This is a genomic window from Rugamonas brunnea (assembly GCF_014042345.1).
GTDB classification, from domain to species: Bacteria; Pseudomonadota; Gammaproteobacteria; order Burkholderiales; family Burkholderiaceae_D; genus Rugamonas; species Rugamonas brunnea.
On record NZ_JACEZT010000001.1, the window covers coordinates 85,978 to 107,361 of the forward strand.

Below are 21,384 nucleotides of genomic sequence, written 5' to 3' on the forward strand. Positions count from 1 at the left end.
AACGCCATGACGACAAACAACCGCCGCCATCGCAGGCCGGCACCTACGCTGACACCAACGGCGCCTGCACTGGCAACGCGGGCGCCACGGGCGCTGCTTGCACTACTGTCGCTCGCCGTGGCCGGCTGCGCCCACATCCCGCAGGACAGCGCCCCGCTGCCCCAGCGCGACGTGGCCGGCGCCAGCCTGGCCGCCGACATCCGCCTGGCCCACGACGGCTGGCCCGCCGCCCGCTGGTGGACCGGCTACGGCGATCCCCAGCTCGACGCGCTGATGGCGCAGGCCTTGGCCTCGGCCCCCAGCCTGGAGGTGGCGGCCGCCCATATCGGCAGCGCGCACGCCGCGCTCGACACCAGCAGCGCCGCGCTGGGCGTGGAACTGGACGGCCACGCGGACGTCAACCGCCAGCGCTATTCCGGCACTGGCCTGTTCCCCGCCCCCATCGGCGGCAGCTACTTCACGGAGGAGAATGTGCGGCTGGAAGCGCGCTACCACTTCGACTGGTGGGGCAAGAACCGCGCCCAGATCGCCGCCGCCGTGGGCGACCTGAACGCGCAGCGCGCCAGCTATGCCCAGGCCGAACAAGCGCTGGCCGCCGCCATCGCGCAAACCTACTTCCGTCTGCAAGGCACGTGGGCGCGGCTGGACAACACCAACGGCCAGATCGCCATCCAGACCGCACTGGTGCAGGACCAGGCCAAACGCATGGCGCACGGCCTGGCCACCAGCGACAGCGCGCACGCGGCCGAAGCGGAGCTGGCGCAACTGCGCAAGCAGCAAGCGCAGTTGCAGGCCGACGCCGGCGCCGCACGCGAAGCCTTGCGCGCCCTGCTGGGCGCCGATGCCAGCGCACTCACCGGCCTGAAGCCGCGCGCGCTGACGGCGACGCCGCACGCGCTGCCCGCGCAACTGGGCATGGAACTGCTGGCCCGCCGTCCTGACTTGCAGGCAGCCCGCTGGCAGGTGCAAGCGGCGCTGAGCCAGACGGAAGCCGTGCAGGCCGCGTTCTACCCGGACATCAACCTGAGCGCAGCCATCGGCCTGGACTCGATCTCCTACCAGCATCTGCTGCAAAGCGCCAGCCGCACGCTGTACCTGGCGCCCACGCTGAACCTGCCCCTGTTCGACAGCAAGCGCCTGAACGCCCAACTGGCCAGCGCGCGCAGCCAGCGCGATGAAAAGATCGCCGCCTACAACCAGGCCGTGGTGCAAGCCGTGCGCGAGGTGGCGCAGGACAGCCTCGCCCTGCAAGGCATGGAGCAGCAACTGGCCCGCCAGCAGGAAGCCACGCAAGCGGCCAACGCCCAGTTGCGCAGCGTGCAGGCCCGCGCCGCGCATGGCCTGGCCGACCGCCGCAGCGAACTGTCTGCCCAACTGGCCCTGCTGCGCCAGCAGGACAGCGCGCTCGCCCTGACGCACGCGCAGGTACAGGCCGAAGTGGCCCTCACCCAGGCACTGGGCGGCGGCTACCGGAACGAAGCTGCCAGCGCAGCCGCAAACGAAGGCACCAACGCAGCCGTCAACGCAGCCGCCACCACCCATTGATCCGCACCGAACAACAGGAAAGCCCATGAGCACCGACAACACCAACAACGAACGCCAACGCAAACGCGTCCTGCTGGCCATCACCGCCCTCTTCCTGCTGGGCGGCGCGGCCTACGCGGCCTACTACCTGCTGGTCGGATCGAAGGAACAGGAGACCGACAACGCCTACGTGGGCGGCAACCTTGTCACCCTGTCGTCGCAAGTGGCCGGTAACGTGCAGGAGATCCGCGCCGACGACACCCAACTGGTGCAGGCTGGCAGTCCCATCGTCCAGCTGGATGCGGCCGACGCCGACGTGGCCCTGAGCCAGGCCGAAGCCCGGCTGGGCGCCACCGTGCGCCAGCAGCGCCAGCGCTACGCTGACGTGGCCCAGTACGACGCCACCATCGCCCAGCGCCGCCTGCTGCTGCGCGAAGCGGAAGCGGACCTGGCGCGCCGCAAACCGCTGGCGGCAGACCACACGGTGTCCGGCGAAGAAGTGGAGCACGCCAGCCAGGCCGTGGCCAATGCGCGCGCCGCGCTGGCCGTGGCCGAGCGCCAGGCCGACGCCGCGCAAGCGGGCGTGGCCGGCGTGGCGCTGGCCCAGCATCCGGCCGTACAGGCGGCCAGGGCCGACTACGCGCAAGCATGGCTGGCCGCCCGCCGCAACGCCATCCTCGCGCCCGTGACGGGCTACGTGGCCAAGCGCAGCGTGCAGGTGGGCGCGCACGTGGCGGCCGGCACGCCGTTGCTGTCCATCGTCCCGCTGGACCAGCTATGGGTGGACGCCAATTACAAGGAATCGGAACTGCGCAGCATCCGCATCGGGCAGCCGGCCACGGTCACGGCCGACATGTACGGCGGCAAAGTGACCTACCACGGCAAGGTGCTGGGCCTGTCGGCCGGCACGGGCAGCGCGTTCTCGCTGCTGCCGGCGCAAAACGCCAGCGGCAACTGGATCAAGGTGGTGCAGCGGTTGCCGGTGCGGATCGCGCTCGACCCGAAAGAGCTGGCCCAGCACCCGCTGCGCGTGGGCCTGTCGACGACGGTGGTGATCGACATCAGCGACACGAGCGGCCCCATGCTGGGCAGCGCCACGGCCGCCGCCCCCGTGTACGCCACGCGCGCGCTGGCCCAGCCACTGGCGCAAGCGGCCAACGCCGCCGACGCCATCATCGCCCGCAACCTGAAATAACGATCAAAAAATCGGGACAGAAATCGGGGCAGTCAGACGGGCTTGGCCAGTTCGGCATCGAGCTGGTGGATAGCGGTCTGGGCCTGGGCGATGGCGCGGTCGGCGATGCGCAACCGCATGCCCGATACGCGGCTGGCCGCTTCCGCTTCCAGCAAGGTGGGCGTGAGCAGTTGCAGCGCCGATTCGTGGAAACCGTCCGCCACCAGGTCCAGTTGGGCGTTGAATGATAGCTCGGCCTCGCGCAACTGCTTGCGCAATTCCGTCTCGAACGCGGCGCGCTTGTCACGGATTTCCATGCGCTTGCGCTTGCCGCCGTCGCTGAACCACTTGACGGCGCCCGCCAGCAGCACGGCGCCGCCGACGAACGGCGCCACCGGCACCAGCACCGGCAGCACCACGGCCGCGCCGAACAGATAGGCGGCTGTGCCGGTGCCGGCCGCCGCCACGGCGCCGCTGACCAGCGTGACATTGGCCGCCGTGTCCACGCCATTGGCGAGACGCGTCCCAAGCCGCAGACGCGGCATCAGCCGCGCCAGCGCCGAGTGGTGCTGCCGCTGGAAGACCGTGGTCTGACTGAGCCGCATGGCCGACTGGAACAGCCGCAAATCCTCCTGCAGCAGGTGCAGCGCCTGTTCCTTGCGCCGCACCACGCGGTCCAGCCGGCGCTCCATCTCCTGCCCGAACTGGTTGCGGCCTATGCTGTCCCACACGTCGTCCTCCTTCCACTGGTCCGTATGCAGCCGTTCGGCGATGGCCAGTTCGATCGCGTTGCCCGCGTCATGCACGGCATCGTCGATTTCCTCCAGCAGCAGCGAGCGCTCGTGGGCGATGCGGGCGTCGATCAGGGTCAGCCGCTGCACCACTTGCTGGCGCATCTGCTGCGCGGCCGTGGCCACGGCCTCGGCGCCGGCCTCGCCGGCCGCCATCGATTCCGCGTGGTCCATGTAGGAGGCGATGTCCTGGCTGATGGCGCGCGTGGCCGCGCCCACCTGTTCGCGCAGCGCGTCCAGCCCGATCACGCCGGCCTGGAAATCGCGCGCGTGCCCGATCAGTTCCGGCTGGCCGGTGCTGCGGCCGAAGTCGGCCACCGCATCGGCCAGCGTGCGCCCCTTGATCAGTTTGCGCGCCTGCTCGCCCAGGCTGGCCAGCAGGCCGCGCTCCTCCTCCGGTGGCAAGCCGTCCAGTTCCTCGAACGTGGGTTTGACATTGAGTACCTTGGCCAGCCGCTGCGCCAGCGGCCGGGCATTCGCGCCCAGCAGCGCCAGCAAGGGAATGGCCATGGAAAAGGCGGCGTCGCGCGCCGGTTGCTGGGTGCCGGCACTGGCGCGCCCCAGGGCGGCGAACGCCCAGTCCACGCTGACGCCCGATTCGATGGCGTTCAATACCAGGGCGGTGAAAACGGCGGAGGACTTGCCTTCGCCGGCGATCTCGGTGACGGCGGCAAATTGCGCCAGGGTGACGGCGCCGTCGGCCACGGCGAGCGCGCCCAGCGTGCGCGCGTAGGCGGAGCTGAAGCTCTGGTCGGACGACAGATGCTCGTCCAGGGATCGCACGGCGACGATGTGCTCGTGGTGGGACTCGGCGCCGGGGGCGCCATCATGCATGCTGTTCACGGCTGCTCCATTCGATAACGGGTGCCATGCCGCGATTCTACCTGAAGCGCGGCCCGCCGGATCAGCACGAATCAGCACGAACCAGCGTTATTGGGGCACTTCCGTCGACAGCACCAGCGTCTCCTTGATTTCCTCCATCACCACATAGCTCTTGGACTGGGCGGCGCCCGGCAGTTGCAGCAGCATTTCACCAAGCAGCTTGCGGTACTCGGCCATTTCGTGGATGCGGGCCTTGATCAGGTAATCGAAATCGCCCGACACCAGGTGGCATTCCTGTACCTCGGGGATGCGCAGCACTTCACGCCGGAACTGCTCGAACACCGAGGCCGATTTCTGGTTCAGCGTGATCTCTACGAACACCAGCAGCTTGGCCCCCAGCGCCGGCGGCGAGATGCGCGCGTGGTAGCCGGTGATCACGCCGTCACGCTCCATGCGCTTGACGCGCTCGATGGCCGGCGTGATCGACAGGCCCACCTGCTCGCTCAGATCCTTCATCGAAATGCGGCCGTCGTCCTGCAGGATGCGCAGGATCTTGCGGTCCAGCTTATCGAGGCTGCGAACGGATTCCTTCTGTGTACGCATGAATTTCCACCAAATTTCTATCGTTATACAGTAACAATTACTAGTGATTCGACAATACCATAGCAATATATCTGGCGCAATCCAAAATACAAGGGGACAGCTTTATGAAAGTCGTTATTCTCGGCAGCGGTGTGATCGGCGTGACCAGCGCCTACTATCTGGCCCAGGCCGGCCACGATGTCACGGTACTCGACCGCCAACCCGGCCCCGCGCTGGAAACCAGTTTCGCTAACGCCGGGCAGATCTCGCCCGGCTACGCGTCCCCTTGGGCCGCCCCCGGCATCCCGCTGAAGGCCATGAAATGGATGGTGCAGCGCCACGCGCCGCTGTCCATCACGCCCGACGGCACCAAGTTCCAGCTGCAATGGATGTGGCAGATGCTGCGCAACTGCACGCCCGAGCGCTACGCCGTGAACAAGGAGCGCATGGTGCGCCTGGCTGAATACAGCCGCGATTGCTTCAAGGCGCTGCGCGCGACCACCGGCATCGAGTACGAAGGCCGCCAGCAAGGCACAACCCAGCTGTTCCGCACCCAGAAGCAGCTCGACGACGCGGCCAAGGATATCCGCGTGCTGGAGGAAACCGGCGTGCCGTTCGAGCTGCTCGACCGCGACCAGCTGGTGAGCGCCGAACCGGGCCTGGCTGCGTCGCGCCACAAGCTGGTGGGCGGCCTGCGCCTGCCCAACGACGAGACGGGCGACTGCCAGCTGTTCACCACCCGCCTGACGGCCATGGCCCAGGAACTGGGCGTCAAGTTCCGCTACAACGTCGACATCACGGGCCTGACCGTGGCCGGCGGCGCCATCTCGGGCGTGCAATGCGGCGCCGAGACGGTGCGCGCCGACTCCTACGTGGTGGCGCTGGGCGCCTACTCGACCACGCTGCTCAAGCACCTGGTCGACATTCCCGTCTATCCGCTCAAGGGCTATTCGATCACGGTGCCCATCATCAATGGCGGCGCCGCGCCCACCTCGACCATCCTGGACGAAACCTACAAGATCGCCGTCACCCGCTTCGACGACCGCATCCGCGTTGGCGGCATGGCTGAAATCGCCGGCTACAACCTGAAGCTGAACCCGCGCCGCCGCGAGACGCTGGAAATGGTCGTCAATGACCTGTTCCCCGGCGCCGGCGACACGGCCGCCGCCACCTTCTGGACCGGCCTGCGCCCGATGACGCCGGACGGCACGCCCGTGGTCGGCCGCACCGGTGTGCGCAACCTGTTCGTCAACACCGGCCACGGCACGCTGGGCTGGACCATGTCGTGCGGCTCAGCCCAACTGCTGGCCGATATCATCTCGTCACGTCACCCCGCGATCCGGGCCGACGACCTGTCCGTGAGCCGCTACAGCCGCCAGGACGCGCCACGCCAGCCCGAGCTGGTGAACGCCTGACGGGTTTGTACCGGGGCCGTCGCTTTTAGAGGACGGCCTCGGCACATCCTTGCGTTGAGATTGGACGCAGGCGTGCGTATAATTTCGTCATGAATAAACTGGAAGCTTTCGGGCACATCGCTGCCCTGGCCATTCGTGGCGAACTGGTGTTCCCCACCAGCGTGAACGCGGCCCTGCGCGTGCAACTGGCGCTGGACGATCCCGAATGCCCGATCGACAAGGCGATCAGCCTGGTCCTTGCCGAGCCCATACTGGCGGCGCGCACGGTGGCCATCGCCAATTCCGCCATGTTCAACCGCAGCGGCGCGCCGGCCATCACCAACGTGCGCGGCGCCATCATCCGCATCGGCTACCACAACCTGTACGCGCTGGCCGCCGCCATGGTGGTGCGCCAGTTCGGCAGCAAGATCACCGACCCGGAAGTGCGCGCCAAGGCCGAACAACTGTGGGACCACACCATCCACGTGGCCGCGCTGGCGCGCATCATCGCGCGCCAGGTCACGGGCGTGAATCCCGACACGGCGCTGTTCGCTGCCATCGTGCACGAGGTGGGCGGCTTCTACCTGCTGTCGCGCGCCGACGAATTCCCCGGCCTGCTGGAGGACGATCCCGAGAACTGGCAACCGGCCAGCGAGGAGATCATCACGCGCGAAGTGATGAACAAGTTGAGCATCCCGGAGCCGGTGGCCGAAGCCATCGAAGGCCTGCGCGACGGCTTCCTGTCCATCCCGCCCGACAACCTGCTCGACACACTGCTGCTGGCCAACCACCTGTCGCCCGTGCCGTCGCCGCTGGCCGGCCCGCAGCGCGAGATCCCGCCACACTCCGATTCGGCCATCGACCTGTTCATTGACGAGGACAAGCTCAAGTCCATGCTGGAAGAATCGGAGATCGACGCGGCCGCCATGAGCGCGGCGCTGCTGGTCTGAGCGCTGCAGGTCTGTGCGCTACTGATTTGAACGCTGTTGGTCCGGGTACGCGCGGCACGCGCCGTCAGCGTGCCCGGTGCTGCGCCCTGGCGCCCGTCTTGGCGCGCGGGCCCGCGTCCGGCGCCAGCCACAATTCCCTGTGCTCCTGCGGCAGGCCGTCCGGCAGCAGCGGGTTGACCAGTTCGATCACGCGCCGCTGATCCAGCCGCGCCTCGCGCAAGGCGGCCCCGAAACGCTGATTAAATAACCGCTCGAACGAGCCATCCGCGATGGCCGCCTCCAGGCCGCGCTTGACGGCGTCGGCCAGCCTGGCGTTGTTGCGGCTGACGAAGTAATACAACGCCGTCGGGTAATGAATGACGATGTGGCGGTCGATGGCCAATCCCGGATGGGCGGCGGCCTCGGGCCCGATCTCGATCACGGCGCGGGGAAAATAGTCGATGCGCCCGGCCGACAACATGCTGAACAGCGCTTCATAGCTGGAGTTGGCCGACACCGGCACGCCATTGCCGCGCAAGATACCGGTGTCCGGCCAGTCATGCCCCTGCCCGCTGCGCAGCTTGCGCAGCCCCGCCAGATCGACCACGCCAGCGAACAAATCCTGGTGGTCGCCGCGCACCAGCGGCACGCGCCAGCCATACAACCCCTTGTCGATGGGGATGCGCACGGCCAGCATCTTGCGCTCGCGTTCCTCGCTGGTCATGGTGGCGATGATATCGACGCCACCATCGCCCTTGGCGATTTCCAGCAGCACGCGGTCCTGGGTCATGACGACGGGAGCGAACTTCAGCTCATACGGCGTGCCCGATTTTTCCAGCGCCAGCCGCAACAGCGCGACCGGATAGTCGGTCTGCGGATCGTTTTCCAGCAAGGGACGGGGGAACAGGATGGTGGTGGCCAGCGCCGGTGCGGCCGCCACGGCGCATGCCATGACCGCCAGCCGCGCCAGCAGGCGGCGCGGCAGGAGCGGCAAGCCACGGGCACGCATGGGCGCGTCCTCAGGCGGGCACGGAATAGCCGGAACGGAAAGGCTTGGCCGTGCCATCGGGCGCGAACACGGAGCGGTCCACCGCCCCGATGTCGGCGCCATACACATGGATGCTGATCGACACCCGGTCATCGTGCGCGTTGCGCACCTGGTGGATATCGCCCAGCGTGGGTGACACGGCGGCCACGGCGCCCGGCTCCAGCCGTTGCGGCGGACCGCTGGCGACGAGGCTGCCGTCGGCCACGAACGCGAAATCCTGCGCCGTCTCGGCGCCGCGCAGCATGCCGATCAATCCCCAGACCGTGTGATTGTGCACCGGCGTGTGCTGGCCCGGCCCCCACACGAAACTGACGATGGAAAAGCGCGCGGCCGGGTCGCGGTACAACAAATACTGCCGGTAATACTGGGGATCGGGCCGGGCCTGGGCCGGCGGCAGCCAGTCGTCGCGCGCCACCAGCGCGGCCAGCAAGGCACCGCCCTGCTGCACGAATTCCTGCTCGGTGGCGCCGGTATCGGCCAGCGCCGTGAAGCCGTCCACGCAGCGCCGCAGTGGCGCCGGCAGGCCGGCCGGATCAGATAAATGCTCGCTTGCTTGCATGCCCTACCCTCCGATGTGCGCCCGCCGCCAGCTTGTGCCGGCGGCGCGGCGCGACGCGATCAGCGCAGATTGCCCGTATGGCCCAGCGAATAACGGCCCGGCAGCGGCCACACGGTCAGGCCGTGCGGTTCCTGGCCCACCTTGACCTTGGCCACGGCGCCCGTTTCCGTGTTGATGCGGTAGACCACATCGTCATAACGGCCCGACAGCCAGAGCGACTTGCCGTCCACGCTCACGTTGCCCATGTCCGGGCTGCCGCCACCGGGAATCGGCCACTGCGCCGTGATTTTGCCACTGGCGAAATCGATCACCGTCACACTGCCCTTGCCGTTGCGCGGGCCGTGGATGCGGTGCGAACCACGGTTGGCCACGTACAGGCTCTTGCCGTCGCGGCTGGGGTACAGGCCGTGCGCGGCCACGCCGGTGGCGATGAAGCCGGTCTCCTTGAACGTGGCGCCATCGACCACGTGCACGCCGTCGGCCTCCATGTCGGCCACGTAGAAGCGCTTGCCGTCGGGCGAAATGCGTATGTCCTGCGGCATGCCTTTCTTGGAGCTGCAGATTTCCGTGGCGCCGGGGCCGGCCAGGGTCGGCACGTCCTTGTAGCGGGTGGCGGGCATGTTCAGCTTCAGGTAGCCCAGCACGCTGCGGTTGACCAGGTCGATCTTGACCAGGCTGCCGTCAAATTCGCAGGTGAACAGCGCGTAGCTGCCGTCCATCGAAAAATCGGCGTGGTTGATGCCGCCGCACTTGGGCGTTTCGATCGAATACTGCAGCGCCAGCGTGCGCGGATCGCGGAAGTCCAGGCGGTGCTTGGCTTCGGCCACCACGATGGCCGATTTGCCATCGGGCGAGAAGTACAGGTTGTAGGGATCGTCCACCTTGATGGCCGTACCCGGCTTGCCGGTGCGCGGGTCGATCGGCGTCAGGCTACCGTCGTCGTAACGCTCGGCGTTGTTGGCCACCCACAGCGTGCGCAGATCCCACGACGGCACGATGTGCTGCGGCGCGCGGCCCACCTTGAAGCGGTCCACCACTTTCATGCTGGCCGGGTCGATCACGCTGACGTCGTTCGAGCGCAGGTTGGGCACGTAGATGCGCTCCAGGTCGCCCTTGACGGCGGTGGCGAGATGGCTGGAGCCGGTCTCACTGTACAGGTTACTGGCATCGACCACGGGCGGCATGCCGGCCACGGTGGTCGGCGCGGCTGCGCCGGCCGGCGCCGACGTGTTGGCCTGGGTGGCGGCATACACGCCAGCCGCGCCACCAATGGCGGCAATGGCCAACGCGGCCAGGCCCAGGCGGGCGGGAATGCGTGCGGTGTGTTTGACAGGTAAATGCATCCTGGGTTTCCTCGATAATGGAAGCGGTTAATTCAATAAGCGTCAATATGCGTCAATACGCGTCAATACGCAAAATTCAATGGGCCGGCGGCAGGCGTTTGATCGCCCCCACCGTGGCCTCGATAATCTGTTGTACGCCCAACTGGCCCAGTTCCGCGCTGGCGCGGCGCGGATCGCCGGCCACGCCGTCACCCGGCGTGGGCCCGTGGGCCAGCGCGGCGCTGCGCACCTGGGCCGGGTCGAGCGCAAGGCTGAGGGACACGTCGGCCAGCCCCGCGTGCGCGCCGATTTCGGCGGCGCTGTAGCCGCGCTTGCGCAGCAGCGCCGCGAAGCCATCCGACGCGGCCTGGTAATACTCGGTGGGCGCATAGACGCGGCAAGCCGCATCGCCGGCCTTGTTCACGTGCTGGGCCACGCGCTCCAGGTTCTTCTGGTAGCCGCCATGGTCGCCCAGCAGCACCACCTGGCGCAAGCCGTGCTGGCACAGGCTGCGCGCCGTGGCATCGAGCATCGCGTCGAAGGCGCTGTCGGGAATGGAGATGGTGCCAGCGTAGCGCATGTGGGCGGCCGGCGGACGGATGCTGCCTTCCGGGACATAGCTGACCGTGGGCGCGACCACGGCGTTACCCAGCCGTTCCGCGATGCGGCCGGCCAGCAGGTGCGCGCGGCCGTTATGCTTGCCCAGCACGATGTAGGGGCCACTCTGCTCGGTGCCGCCCACCGGCACCAGCACGGTGGTGGCGCCGGCCGCGATGCGTTCGCGCAGTTCGGGCGACGTGAGTTCTTCCAGGTAGACGCTGGCCGCGCTGGCGGTCGCATTTGTCGCCGCGCTGGCTGCGGCCAGCGCCAGCATCAATGCAGAGGCGCGAAAACATGACGGGAACGAACGGCGCGACGGCGGAACGGGCAGGCGGAGGAAGGCGGTAATTGCTGGCATGACTCGATTATCGCTTGAAATGCCCAGAATCGAAATAGCTGTTTGTCCCGGAACAGCCTGCTGGCGCACCAGCGTGCCATTCCGGGCACATCCGCACACTTCACACTTCAGCCGCCGCACCCGGCCTCGGCCATGCGCAATGGCGCATCACCGATGGCCGCTTCCGGCCGGTACACGGTGCTACCCTTCAAGCCCAGCCGCCATGCATCCATGTACAGCGATTCGAACTGCGCAAAGCTGGCGCCGGGCGCCAGGTTGAGCGTCTTCGAGATGCCCTGGTCCACGTGGGCCTGCAACCGCGACACCATCTGCAACTGGCGCAGCGGATCGATGTCGCGGGCCTCCACCAGCGCCGGCGGCAGCGGCGCATCTTGCCCATGCAGGCGCCGGAACAGCGTCCACGCATAATCGGCGGCCTCCACGGTGTGATGGCTGCCATCGGCGCGCCGCACCGTGCGCTGCTGGCGCAACGCGAAGATGGGCTCCACCCCGCCCGACACATTATTGGCCAGCACGCTGATGCCGCCGGCCGGCGCCAGCGCCGTCAGGTGGCTGTTGCGGATGCCGTGCCGCCAGATGCTGTCGATCAGTTCCGGCGGCAAGGTCTGGATGAAATCGCTGCCCAGGTAACTGGCCGCGTCGTAGGCCGGAAAGGCGCCGCGCTCATCAGCCAGCGCGATCGAGGCACGGTAGGCCGCGTGGCTGACGGTGCGCATGATGGCATCGGCCAGGTCCAGCGCGTGATCGTCGCCGTAGCGTACGCCCAGCATGGCCAGCGCATCGGCCAGGCCCGTGATGCCCAGCCCCAGCCGGCGCGTGGCGTGGGCCACAGTGGACTGGGCCTTGAGCGGCCAGGCCGAAGCCTCGTACACATTGTCGAGCATGCGTGTGGCGATGGTGGCGGCTTCGTCCAGCGCGGCCAGGTCCAGCTTGGGATGGCGGCTGAACGGCTCGCGCACGAACTGAGTCAGGTTGAGCGAACCGAGATTGCAGGCGCCGTGCGGCGGCAGCGGCACTTCGCCGCAGGGGTTGCACACGGCGATCTGCTCATGGCCGCACAGGTTGTTGGCGCGCTGCACATGGTCGATGAAGATCACGCCTGGTTCGCCGCTGTCGAATGCCGCTTGCAGCAAACGCAGCCACAGCGCGCGCGCCGGCACGGTGGCCCACACGGCGCAGGCCTGTGGCTGCTCTGTGCCGGGCCAGACCCGCTCGCACACGGGCAAGCCGGCCACGGGCGCATGGCCGCTGACCGGGAATACCAGCGGCCACGGCTCATCCTCGTCCACAGCGCGCATGAAGGCATCGGTGACGAGCACGGACAGGTTGAAATGGCTGAGCGTGCCGGCGCGCTTGGCGTCGATGAACGCTTCGATATCGGGATGGTCGCAACGCAGCGCCGCCAGCATGGCCGCGCCACGTCCGCCCGGCTGCGACAGCGCGCTGGCGGCCTGGTCCCACACGCGCATGAAGGCCAGCGGCCCGGCTGCCGTGTTGCCGGTGCGCTCGGCGCGCGCGCCGGCCGGTCGTACCGTTGAGAAGTCGCAGCCCACACCGCCGCCGGCCTGCAGCGTCACCACCGTCTCGCCCAGCGCGGAGAAGATGCCATCCAGCGCGTCGGGCAAGGTGCCGGATGCGAAACAATTAAACAGCGTCGCGCCCTGGTGTCCGGCACCGGCCAGGATGCGGCCGCCGGGCAGGAAGCGAAAGCCCGTCATCACCTGTTCGAAACGGCCGCGCCAGGCGTCGCGGTCGCGTGCCTCGGGCGCCGACAGCGCCTGCGCCACCCTGGCCCAGCTGGCCTGCACGCTGGCGTCGCCACCGGGCCCGCCGCCATAGCGTGCGCGCCACACCAGTTCCGCGATCGGTTCCGTCAGATGAGGATCATTCATGGCAAGCTCCCGCAAAATTGGTCCACTTTGGTGCATCGATAAAACAAGCGTTGCATTTCTGTCGCACCGCTGTGTCACGTGCGCCGGCGGTTGTTGCAATTCGTCATACTTCGCCGGCGCGTCCCATGTCAGGTGTTGTCTGCACTTCCGGCACTAAGCCGATGAAATTAAAAGACTGTTTTCCAGCAACGGAAAACACGCCAGCCACATGCATTTTTGGACTTTGATCGCCATCAAAAAGTCCATACATTTTTTGCTGTCGCTTTCTATCGTGCCGCTATTTCCATGCGTGGTGGGCGGTGATATTGTGAAGACGTCAGCCCGTTGATTTTCCACTTTAGCGAGCAGCCAGCCATGCATACGATATCCAGTAACGCCCAGCCTTCATTGCAACAATTATTGCGCGAATGCCCCTTGTCCGGCGCCGCGCCGGTGGAGATCCACGGCGCCCGCGCGCTCGGTTGCGATCCCAACGACGACTTCCTGTTCCAGGGCTTCAAATACGTGCTCGATCCCAGTCGCGACGTGCTGGTGCGGGAAGACATCCACTGCTGGATACAAGCCCGCCGCCGCACCCTGAACTGACACCGCAGAACCGTTGCCCTTGGCTCATTGTGGGCGCGCCAAGTCCCGCGCGCAGCACAGCATTTGACCGAGATCAGAAACCGTGCGAATTTTCCGCGTCCGTACACGGCCGCGTCCACTTGCCTGCGCGGTGGCCGTGCCTCCGCGTGGCGGCGTAGAATGGGGCATGGGCGGTTTTACGCAAGCACCTGATTTGCGTCACGTTTCCCGGCTGCGCCAGACCGCCACTGGTCTTATTGTGCAAGCTGAGTATGCCAACTGCGCATAGCCAGCGGGAGAACATCATGAGCAACATTCAGGCTATCGCTTCCTGCGCCCACGTCATCCGCGGCGAGGAAGGCGACTATGACGGCTTGCTGGAACGGATAGGCGATGCGCGTATCGTCCTGCTGGGCGAGTGCACGCACGGCACGCAGGAGTTCTACCACGAGCGCGCGCGCATCACGCAGCGCCTGATCAGCGAATGCAATTTCTCCGCCGTCGCCGTCGAGGCCGACTGGCCCGACGCCTACCGCGTGCACCGCTACTTGCGCGGCTGCAGCGACGACACGGATGCCGAAAGCGCGCTGGCCGGCTTCAAGCGTTTCCCCACCTGGATGTGGCGCAACTCGGAAACGGCAGACCTGGTGGACTGGCTGCGCGACTACAACAGCGCGCTGCTGCCGGGCACGCATCCGGTCGGCTTCTATGGCCTGGACTTGTACAGCATGTTCGCCTCCATCGAAGCGGTGTTGCACTACCTGGACCAGACCGATTCCGATGCCGCCGCGCGGGCCCGCCAGCGCTACGCGTGCTTCGACCGCTACCGCCACGACAGCCAGGACTATGGCTATGCGGCTGGCCTGGGCCTGAGCCCGTCGTGCGAACTAGCCGTGCTGGCGCAACTGCGCGACATGCACCGGCAAGGCGCGCACTACCTGCACCACGCGGACGCCGAAGGCAGCGACGCCTTCTTCTACGCGCAGCAGAATGCCAGCCTGGTGGCCAACGCCGAACAGTATTACCGCATCATGTTCCAGGACCGGGTGGCGTCATGGAATGTCCGTGACCGCCACATGACGATGACACTGGAAGCGCTCGAACATTACCTGTCGGGCCGCAATGGCGAAGCGGCCCGCATCGTGGTGTGGGCCCACAACTCACACCTGGGCGACGCGCGCGCCACGGACGCAGCCGAGCATGGCCAGTGGAATGTGGGCCAGCTTGTGCGTCAGCTATACGACAAGCAGGTGTACGCGGTGGGCATGAGCACCTACGAGGGTACGGTGACGGCCGCCTCCAGCTGGAACGGCGCGTGGGAAACCATGCGGGTGCGGCCCGCCCATGCGGACAGCTATGAAGCCTTGCTGCACCGGACCGGCGTGGGACGCATGCTGCTGCCGCTGCATGGCGAAGGCGGCGCGGGACACCTGCTGCCCAGGGAGCACATGCAGCGCGCCATCGGCGTGATCTACCAGCCGGCCACGGAACTGCACAGCCACTACCTGACGGCGCGGCTGGCCGAACAGTTCGACGCCGTGCTGCACGTCGATACCAGCCATGCGCTCACGCCGCTGGACGGCCCCGAAGGCGGCCGCCAGCGCGAGCCGGGCGAAGCGCCCGAGACCTTCCCGGCCGGCGTGTAGATCTGCCCCGTTAATCGCTAGCCTAGGTACTGCCCGCCATTCACATCCAGCGTAGCGCCCGTGATGAAGCCGGCCCCTTCGTCGGCCAGGAAGGCGACGGCGCGGCCAATCTCCTCGGGTGTGCCCAGCCGTCCGACGGGGATGGCATCAACGATGGTGTGCAACACGTCCGGCGCCACCTTGGCCACCATCGAGGTATCGCAATAGCCGGGAGCAATGGCGTTGACCGTAATGTGCTTGCGTGCGCACTCCAGCGCCAGCGCCTTGGTGAAGCCGAGTATCCCCGCCTTGGCAGCCGCGTAATTGGCCTGGCCGATCTGGCCCTTCTCGCCATTGATGGAACTGATGTTGATGATGCGGCCGTACTGGCGCTCGCGCATGCCTTCCATCACATGGCGCGTCATGTTGAACATGGAGCCGAGGTTGGTGTTGATGACGTTCCACCACTGCTCGGGCGTCATCTTGTGCATGACGGCATCGTCCGTGATGCCGGCGTTGTTGACCAGGATGTCGATCGGCCCCAGTTCGTGTTCGACTTCGGCCACGCCCAGCCCGCAGGACGCATACACCGACACGTCCCAGTGGAACACGGGTATGCCGGACGATTGCGAGAACGCTTGCGCCGCCTCCGCGTTATCGTGATAGACGGCCGCCACGCGGTGGCCCGCCGCCTTGAGCGCGAGCGAAATGGCTTGCCCCAGGCCACGGGTGCCGCCGGTCACCAATGCTAGTCTTTGCATCTCAGTTCTCCTTGTAATGGGCGCGTCGCCGCGCGGTGACAGGGTGTTGATGAAGACGCTGGCCCGCCGCCAGACGGGCGGGCTGGATAACTATTCTGAACCTGTTGCGGCGCGCACGCCAGCGTACAAGTGACGCAGATCAGGCCGGCGCACAATTGCGCCGCCCGGGCCGAGTCAGTCCAGTGCAGGCCGGCTCAAGCCGGCTCGGTGTTGTCTGCCGGCGCGCTCTGGGCCACGCCGCGCTTGAGCACCACGGGCTTGCCGCCTGCTTGGCGCTTGACCATCCACTGCGCCAGCGAGGCATCCATGAAATCGGCGTGGTTGGGAAACCATTCGCGCAAGGCCTGTACCAGCGAGCGGCCCACGTCGATGCGGCCGCTTTTGAGCACGGGACGCACCTCGTACAACGCGTGCAGCACGCGCTCATGTTCCTGCACGTGGCAATCGCGTGGCGGAAAATCACTTTCCTCCATCCACCGTTTCTCCTGGGCGAAGTGGGCTTCTGCATGGGTGACGAAGCGCTCGAACACGGGCAGGAATGCCACGTCATCGGCGCCCTCCATCTCCGCCACCAGTTGCACGAATTCCTCGTGGGTCTCGTCCATGGGCGTCAGGCCCAGCTTGAACAGATCGGTCCAGATGAAGGGTGCTTGCATAGTGGTGACTTGCCTGATGAGAGTTTGAGTGGCCGATCCAACCGGCCCGGTTCGCCATTATAGGGCAGCCAGGGCGCTGGACGGACGCTGGCGCGTCAAGTTGCAGCCGGCTAGCCATTGTCAATTATTTACTGAAATAAATTTGATCTGGATCAGCCAAATTGGCACGCCAACCGCGTAGGCTGGCGACATAGTCATAGACGGGGCCCTCCATGATACCCATCCATCGCGATCTCGCGGCGCACAGTTTCTACCACCTGGAGCACGTCGGATTGCAGGGCAAGTCCTGCCAGGGCCTGGCCTGCTTCCTGGCGCGCGAGGCCGATCCGGCCCGCTGGGCCAAACTGGCGCATGATCCCGCTCCCGTGTACTGCCTGGGCCAGTGCTACCAGGCGCCAGCCAGCCATGGCAACACCACCCCACCCTATTGCGAAGTCCACGCCGAGGAAACCGTGTTGCTGGGCAACGTGCTGGCAGGCGGCGTGCGCCATCTGGAACACTACCAGGCTGGCGGTGGCGGCGCCGGCTTGCGCCAAGCCCTGGCGCTGGGGCCGCAAGCCGTGCTGCAGGCGCTGGACGCGTCGGGTTTGCGGGGAAGGGGCGGCGCCGGCTATCCCACTGGCGCCAAATGGCGCAAGGTGGCGCAACATGACACGACCCGGAAATACGTGGTCGCCAACGCCGACGAAGGCGATCCCGGCGCCTTCAGCGACCGCATGCTGATGGAAGCCGATCCCTTCCGCCTGATCGAAGCGATGCTGATCGCCGGCGTGACGGTGGGCGCCACCCACGGCATCATCTACCTGCGCCAGGAATACGATGGCGCCGCCGCCGTGCTGCGCGATGCCCTGGCCCAGGCCTACTCGGCTGGCTGGCTGGGGCAACGGGTGGCCGGCTCGGCCCACTGCTTCGATCTGGAACTGGTCGTCGGCCACGGCAGCTACCTGTGCGGCGAAGAGACGGCCATGCTGAACGCGATCGAAGGCCGGCGCCCGGAAGCGCGGCTGCGGCCACCGCAGATCACGGACCACGGCCTGCAAGGCGTGCCCACTCTGGTCAACAACGTGGAAACCCTGTGCGCGATCCCGTGGATCATGCAGCACGGCGCAGCGCGCTACGCGGCGCTGGGCACGGACGGCAGCACGGGCACCAAGCTGCTGTCGCTCAGCTCCCTGTTCCGCCGCCCCGGCCTGTACGAAGTCGAATTCGGCATCAGCCTGCGGACCATCGTGGAGATGCTGGGCCAGGGCGTGCGGCGCGGCAAACTGACGGGCCTGATGGTGGGCGGGCCGCTGGCCGGCCTGCTGCCGCCGTCGCAGTTCGACACCCTGCTCGACTACAGCGCCATGCAGGCCGCCGGCGGCGCCGTCGGCCATGGCGGCGTGCTGGCCGTGACGGACGCCACCTCCATCGCGGAACTGGTGGCCCACGTGTTCCGCTTCGGCGCGCTGGAATCGTGCGGCAAATGCACGCCCTGCCACCTTGGTAGTCCGGAGCTGGCGCGCATGGCCACGCAAGCGGCGGCTGGCCAGCGCGGCGACGGCCAGCGCTGGCGCGCGCTGGTCGAGGCGCTGGCCGCCACCAGCCTGTGCGGCCATGGCCGGGGGCTGGCCGAATTCGCGCAATCGATCGCCCGTCATTATCCCGAGGAGCTGGCATCATGCTTCATCTGACCATCGACGGCGTACCCCACACGGCGCAAGCGGGCGACACGCTGCTGCACGTGCTGCTGGCGGCCCGGCGCGACATCCCCCACCTGTGCCACGACGATCGCGTGCGTCCCTCGGGTGGCTGCCGTATGTGCGTGGTGGAGATCGAAGGCGAGCCACGCCCTGTATCCAGTTGCACCACCATCGTCACGGAAGGCATGGCCGTGCGGACCGCCACACCGGCCATCGAAGCACTGCGCCACACCAATCTGTCGCTGCTGGCCGCGCGCTACCCGGCCGAAGCCGTGGCAGCGGAACCGGAGCGCCCCTTCCACCGGCTGCTGGCCCGCTACGGCGTGGCCGCCGGCGGCGCGCCCTGGCTGGAGCGCTATGCCGACGACAGCCATCCAAGGCTGGGCGTGGCGATGGACCGCTGCATCTCGTGCAACCGTTGCGTGCGCATCTGCGACGAGCTGCAAGGCCAGTTCGTGTGGCAGGTGTGGCAGCGCGGCGAACGCACCCACGTGGGCAGCGCGCTGGGCGGCTCGCTGCGAGACAGCGGCTGCGTCTCCTGCGGCGCCTGCGCCGACACCTGCCCCACCGGCGCCATCTTCGACCGGGGCGGCGCACCAGCATCGGCCACGCAATGGACGCGCAGCACCTGCGTGTATTGCGGCGTCGGCTGCCAGATGGACGTGGGCAGCCGCGATGGCAAGGTGGTGACCGTGCGGCCGGCCCAGCACCCGGTCAATCACGGCCACCTGTGCGTCAAGGGCCGCTACGCCTTCGAATACAACCACGCGCCGGACCGCATCACGACACCGATGCTGCGCGACGGCGACGGCTGGCGCGCCGTCAGTTGGGACGAAGCGCTGGACCACACCGCCGCTGCACTGCGCCGCATCCGCGACCAGCACGGCGCGGACGCCATCGGCGTGCTTGGCTCGGCCCGCGCCACCAACGAGGAAAACTACCTGGTGCAGAAATTCGCGCGCATGGTCATCGGCACCAACAACGTCGACTGCTGCGCGCGCGTGTGCCACACGCCGTCGGCCAAGGCGCTCAAGGCCATGCTGGGCACGGGCGCGGCCACCAACGGCTTCGACGACATCGAACAGGCCCACTGTTTCCTGCTGTGCGGCTGCAATCCGACCGAGAACCATCCCATCGTCGGCGCCCGCATCAAGCAGGCCGTGTTGAAGGGCGCGGCGCTGATTGTGGTCGATCCGCGCCGCACGGAACTGGCCGAATACGCGCAGATCCACCTGGCCGTGCGGCCCGGCGCCAATGTCCTGTTGTTCAACGCCATGGCCGCCGCCATCATCGAAGAAGGCCTGGTGAATGCGGGCTTCGTGGCCCGCCGCGTCGACGGCCTCGACGACTTTGCGGCTTTCCTGCGCGCCTACGCGCCCGAGGCGGTCAGCGCGCAGTGCGGGGTGGACGCGGCCGACATCCGCGCCGCCGCCCGCCTGTACGCCAGCAGCGCGCCCGCCATGTGCTTCCACGGCCTGGGCATGACGGAACACACGCAAGGCACGGAAGGCGTGATGGCCTTGATCAACTTGGCGCTGTTGACAGGCAACCTGGGCCGCGCCGGCAGCGGCATCAACCCGCTACGCGGCCAGAACAATGTGCAGGGCTCGGCGCAGATGGGCTGCGAACCAGCCACGCTGACCGGCTCACAACCGATCGCGCAAGCACGCACCGTGTTCGAATCAATCTGGGGCGGCACCCTGCCCACCACCGATGGCCTGGATTTGATGCAGATGCTGGACGGCGCGGCGGCCGGCAAAGTCAAAGCGCTGTGGGCGTTCGGCTACGACGTCTACATGTCGCTGGCCAACCAGCACGCCAGCGCGCAAGCCCTGGGGCAGCTTGACTGCGTGATCGTGCAGGACCTGTTCCTCAACGAGACGGCGCGCGCCTTTGGCACCGTGTTCTTCCCCGCCGCCAGCGTGTTCGAACGCGACGGCACCTTCATGAACTCCGACCGCCGCGTGCAGCGCGTGCGCGCAGCCGTGCCGCCGCCCGGCGATGCACGCCCGGACTGGTGGATCATCCAGCAACTGGCCCAGCGCATGGGCCACGGGCAAGGCTTCAGCTTCGACGGACCGCAAGCGATCTGGGACGAAGTGCGGGTCGTGTGGCCGGCCGGTTCCGGCCTCAGTTACCGGCGCCTGGAATCGGAAAGCCTGCACTGGCCCTGCCCCCAGCGCGACGACGACGCCCATCCGGGCACCCCCATCCTGCATGGCGACAGCTTCGCCGGCGCCACGCGCGCGCGGCTGGCGCAGATACCGTACGTGGCCACGCCCGAGCAATGCGATCCCGACTACCCGTTCACGCTGGTGACGGGACGCGGCCTGTACCACTTCAACGCCGGCACCATGACCTACCGTGGCGCCAACGCGCAGTTGGAGGCCAGCGACCTGCTCGACATGGCGCCCGCCGACGCGACCCGTCTTGGCCTGACGGACGGCACGCGCGTGCGCGTGCGCAGCCGCTACGGCGAAGTGGAGCTGCCGCTGCGGATCAGCCCCCGCGTCAAGCCCGGTGAACTGTTCACCACCTTCCACCGGCCCGACCTGCACGTGAACCGGCTCACCTCACCGCACCGCGACCGGCTGGCGCACACGCCCGAGTACAAGGTGACGGCGGTCTGCGTAACGCCAGCATGAGTGACGTGAACTTTCAGTGGCTTTGTTAACAGCTTCTGTGGATAAGCTTGTTAACAAGCCCATCCACGCCCCACCAAGCAACTGATTTTTAAGGGAAAAATATAAAGTGCCCGATTTATGGGCAGCGCGACAAGATTGATGTCCGCATAAGCAAAAAGGGAAGCCAAACGGCTTCCCTTTCTTGAATTCTGGAGCGGGAGAAGAGTCTCGAACTCTCGACCTCAACCTTGGCAAGGTTGCGCTCTACCAACTGAGCTACTCCCGCATAGGAGTTGTTACCACGTCCACCGCGCACCGCCATCCGCTATAAAGCGTTTGGAGCGGGAGAAGAGTCTCGAACTCTCGACCTCAACCTTGGCAAGGTTGCGCTCTACCAACTGAGCTACTCCCGCGTGGAGGCAGAACTATAGCAGAGGGCCACCGTTTTTTTCAAGTGCCCGATAGCGCTTTCGATAA

At 67.1% G+C, this 21,384-nt stretch carries 18 protein-coding genes and 2 tRNA genes; 8 read left to right on the plus strand and 12 right to left on the minus strand.

All coding sequences use genetic code 11. The annotated features are described in order from the left end of the window. Positions 1 to 6: 6 nt before the first annotated feature. Both H3H37_RS00405 and H3H37_RS00410 read left to right on the plus strand, forming a co-directional pair. A complete protein-coding gene (locus tag H3H37_RS00405; RefSeq protein ID WP_182158992.1) occupies positions 7 to 1,545 on the plus strand; it encodes an efflux transporter outer membrane subunit in 1,539 nt (512 codons plus the stop codon). 25 nt (positions 1,546 to 1,570) lie between these two features. Continuing rightward, the gene (locus H3H37_RS00410) at positions 1,571 to 2,719 is read left to right on the plus strand and encodes an HlyD family secretion protein (RefSeq protein ID WP_182158994.1); all 1,149 of its coding nucleotides are present in this window, start codon (positions 1,571 to 1,573) and stop codon (positions 2,717 to 2,719) included. Positions 2,720 to 2,751: 32 nt separating this feature from the next. On the opposite strand, the gene H3H37_RS00415 is transcribed toward H3H37_RS00410, so the two are convergent. Further along, a complete protein-coding gene (locus H3H37_RS00415; protein WP_182160258.1) occupies positions 2,752 to 4,323 on the minus strand; it encodes a hypothetical protein in 1,572 nt (523 codons plus the stop codon). A gap of 96 nt (positions 4,324 to 4,419) precedes the next feature. After that, on the minus strand, positions 4,420 to 4,914 hold the full coding sequence (locus H3H37_RS00420) for an Lrp/AsnC ligand binding domain-containing protein (RefSeq protein WP_182157284.1): 495 nt from the start codon (positions 4,912 to 4,914) through the stop codon (positions 4,420 to 4,422). Between the two features lie 104 nt (positions 4,915 to 5,018). Between H3H37_RS00420 and H3H37_RS00425 the strand changes: the two genes are divergently transcribed. Beyond that, a complete protein-coding gene (locus H3H37_RS00425) occupies positions 5,019 to 6,308 on the plus strand; it encodes a D-amino acid dehydrogenase (protein WP_182158995.1) in 1,290 nt (429 codons plus the stop codon). A gap of 89 nt (positions 6,309 to 6,397) precedes the next feature. Further along, positions 6,398 to 7,237 carry an HDOD domain-containing protein gene (locus H3H37_RS00430; protein WP_182158997.1) on the plus strand — a complete coding sequence of 280 codons (840 nt, stop codon included), beginning with the start codon at positions 6,398 to 6,400 and terminating at the stop codon, positions 7,235 to 7,237. Between the two features lie 64 nt (positions 7,238 to 7,301). Here H3H37_RS00430 and H3H37_RS00435 read toward each other — a convergent pair whose 3' ends face one another. The 6 genes from H3H37_RS00435 to H3H37_RS00460 all read right to left on the minus strand — a co-directional run bounded on the left by H3H37_RS00435 (position 7,302) and on the right by H3H37_RS00460 (position 13,355). Further along, positions 7,302 to 8,225 carry a substrate-binding periplasmic protein gene (locus H3H37_RS00435; RefSeq protein ID WP_182158998.1) on the minus strand — a complete coding sequence of 308 codons (924 nt, stop codon included), beginning with the start codon at positions 8,223 to 8,225 and terminating at the stop codon, positions 7,302 to 7,304. Positions 8,226 to 8,235: 10 nt separating this feature from the next. Then, positions 8,236 to 8,823: a cysteine dioxygenase family protein gene (locus H3H37_RS00440; RefSeq protein ID WP_182159000.1), complete on the minus strand. Its 588-nt coding sequence runs from the start codon at positions 8,821 to 8,823 to the stop codon at positions 8,236 to 8,238. Positions 8,824 to 8,882: 59 nt separating this feature from the next. Beyond that, complete coding sequence (locus tag H3H37_RS00445) at positions 8,883 to 10,166, minus strand: YncE family protein (RefSeq protein WP_182159002.1); 1,284 nt, start codon at positions 10,164 to 10,166, stop codon at positions 8,883 to 8,885. Positions 10,167 to 10,242: 76 nt separating this feature from the next. Continuing rightward, entirely contained in the window at positions 10,243 to 11,103 is an 861-nt protein-coding gene (locus H3H37_RS00450) for a creatininase family protein (protein ID WP_229218583.1), read from the minus strand. Positions 11,104 to 11,210: 107 nt separating this feature from the next. Beyond that, on the minus strand, positions 11,211 to 12,995 hold the full coding sequence (locus tag H3H37_RS00455) for an adenosylcobalamin-dependent ribonucleoside-diphosphate reductase (RefSeq protein WP_182159003.1): 1,785 nt from the start codon (positions 12,993 to 12,995) through the stop codon (positions 11,211 to 11,213). A gap of 153 nt (positions 12,996 to 13,148) precedes the next feature. Beyond that, positions 13,149 to 13,355, minus strand: coding sequence for a hypothetical protein (locus tag H3H37_RS00460; RefSeq protein WP_182159005.1), 207 nt, complete (start codon positions 13,353 to 13,355; stop codon positions 13,149 to 13,151). Here H3H37_RS00460 and H3H37_RS00465 point away from each other — a divergent pair. Next, positions 13,350 to 13,580, plus strand: a complete 231-nt coding sequence (locus tag H3H37_RS00465) for a hypothetical protein (RefSeq protein ID WP_182159007.1) — start codon at positions 13,350 to 13,352, stop codon at positions 13,578 to 13,580. The two genes, H3H37_RS00460 and H3H37_RS00465, sit on opposite strands and share 6 nt — an antisense overlap. 284 nt (positions 13,581 to 13,864) lie before the next feature. Continuing rightward, the gene (locus H3H37_RS00470; protein ID WP_182159008.1) at positions 13,865 to 15,205 is read left to right on the plus strand and encodes an erythromycin esterase family protein; all 1,341 of its coding nucleotides are present in this window, start codon (positions 13,865 to 13,867) and stop codon (positions 15,203 to 15,205) included. A gap of 17 nt (positions 15,206 to 15,222) precedes the next feature. On the opposite strand, the gene phbB is transcribed toward H3H37_RS00470, so the two are convergent. Next, the gene (phbB, locus tag H3H37_RS00475; protein ID WP_182159009.1) at positions 15,223 to 15,945 is read right to left on the minus strand and encodes an acetoacetyl-CoA reductase; all 723 of its coding nucleotides are present in this window, start codon (positions 15,943 to 15,945) and stop codon (positions 15,223 to 15,225) included. Between the two features lie 194 nt (positions 15,946 to 16,139). Beyond that, entirely contained in the window at positions 16,140 to 16,601 is a 462-nt protein-coding gene (locus tag H3H37_RS00480; RefSeq protein ID WP_182159011.1) for a hemerythrin domain-containing protein, read from the minus strand. A 212-nt stretch (positions 16,602 to 16,813) separates the two neighbouring features. Here H3H37_RS00480 and H3H37_RS00485 point away from each other — a divergent pair, with 212 nt between their 5' ends. Both H3H37_RS00485 and fdhF read left to right on the plus strand, forming a co-directional pair. Next, complete coding sequence (locus H3H37_RS00485) at positions 16,814 to 18,274, plus strand: complex I 51 kDa subunit family protein (protein WP_182159013.1); 1,461 nt, start codon at positions 16,814 to 16,816, stop codon at positions 18,272 to 18,274. Further along, on the plus strand, positions 18,262 to 20,928 hold the full coding sequence (gene fdhF / locus H3H37_RS00490; RefSeq protein WP_182159014.1) for a formate dehydrogenase subunit alpha: 2,667 nt from the start codon (positions 18,262 to 18,264) through the stop codon (positions 20,926 to 20,928). Before H3H37_RS00485 ends, fdhF begins: the two co-directional genes overlap by 13 nt. Positions 20,929 to 21,117: 189 nt before the next feature. Here fdhF and H3H37_RS00495 read toward each other — a convergent pair. Together H3H37_RS00495 and H3H37_RS00500 are read right to left on the minus strand one after the other, a co-directional pair. Beyond that, positions 21,118 to 21,193 (minus strand) — tRNA-Gly (locus tag H3H37_RS00495). 51 nt (positions 21,194 to 21,244) lie between these two features. Beyond that, positions 21,245 to 21,320 (minus strand) — tRNA-Gly (locus H3H37_RS00500). Positions 21,321 to 21,384 lie beyond the last annotated feature (64 nt).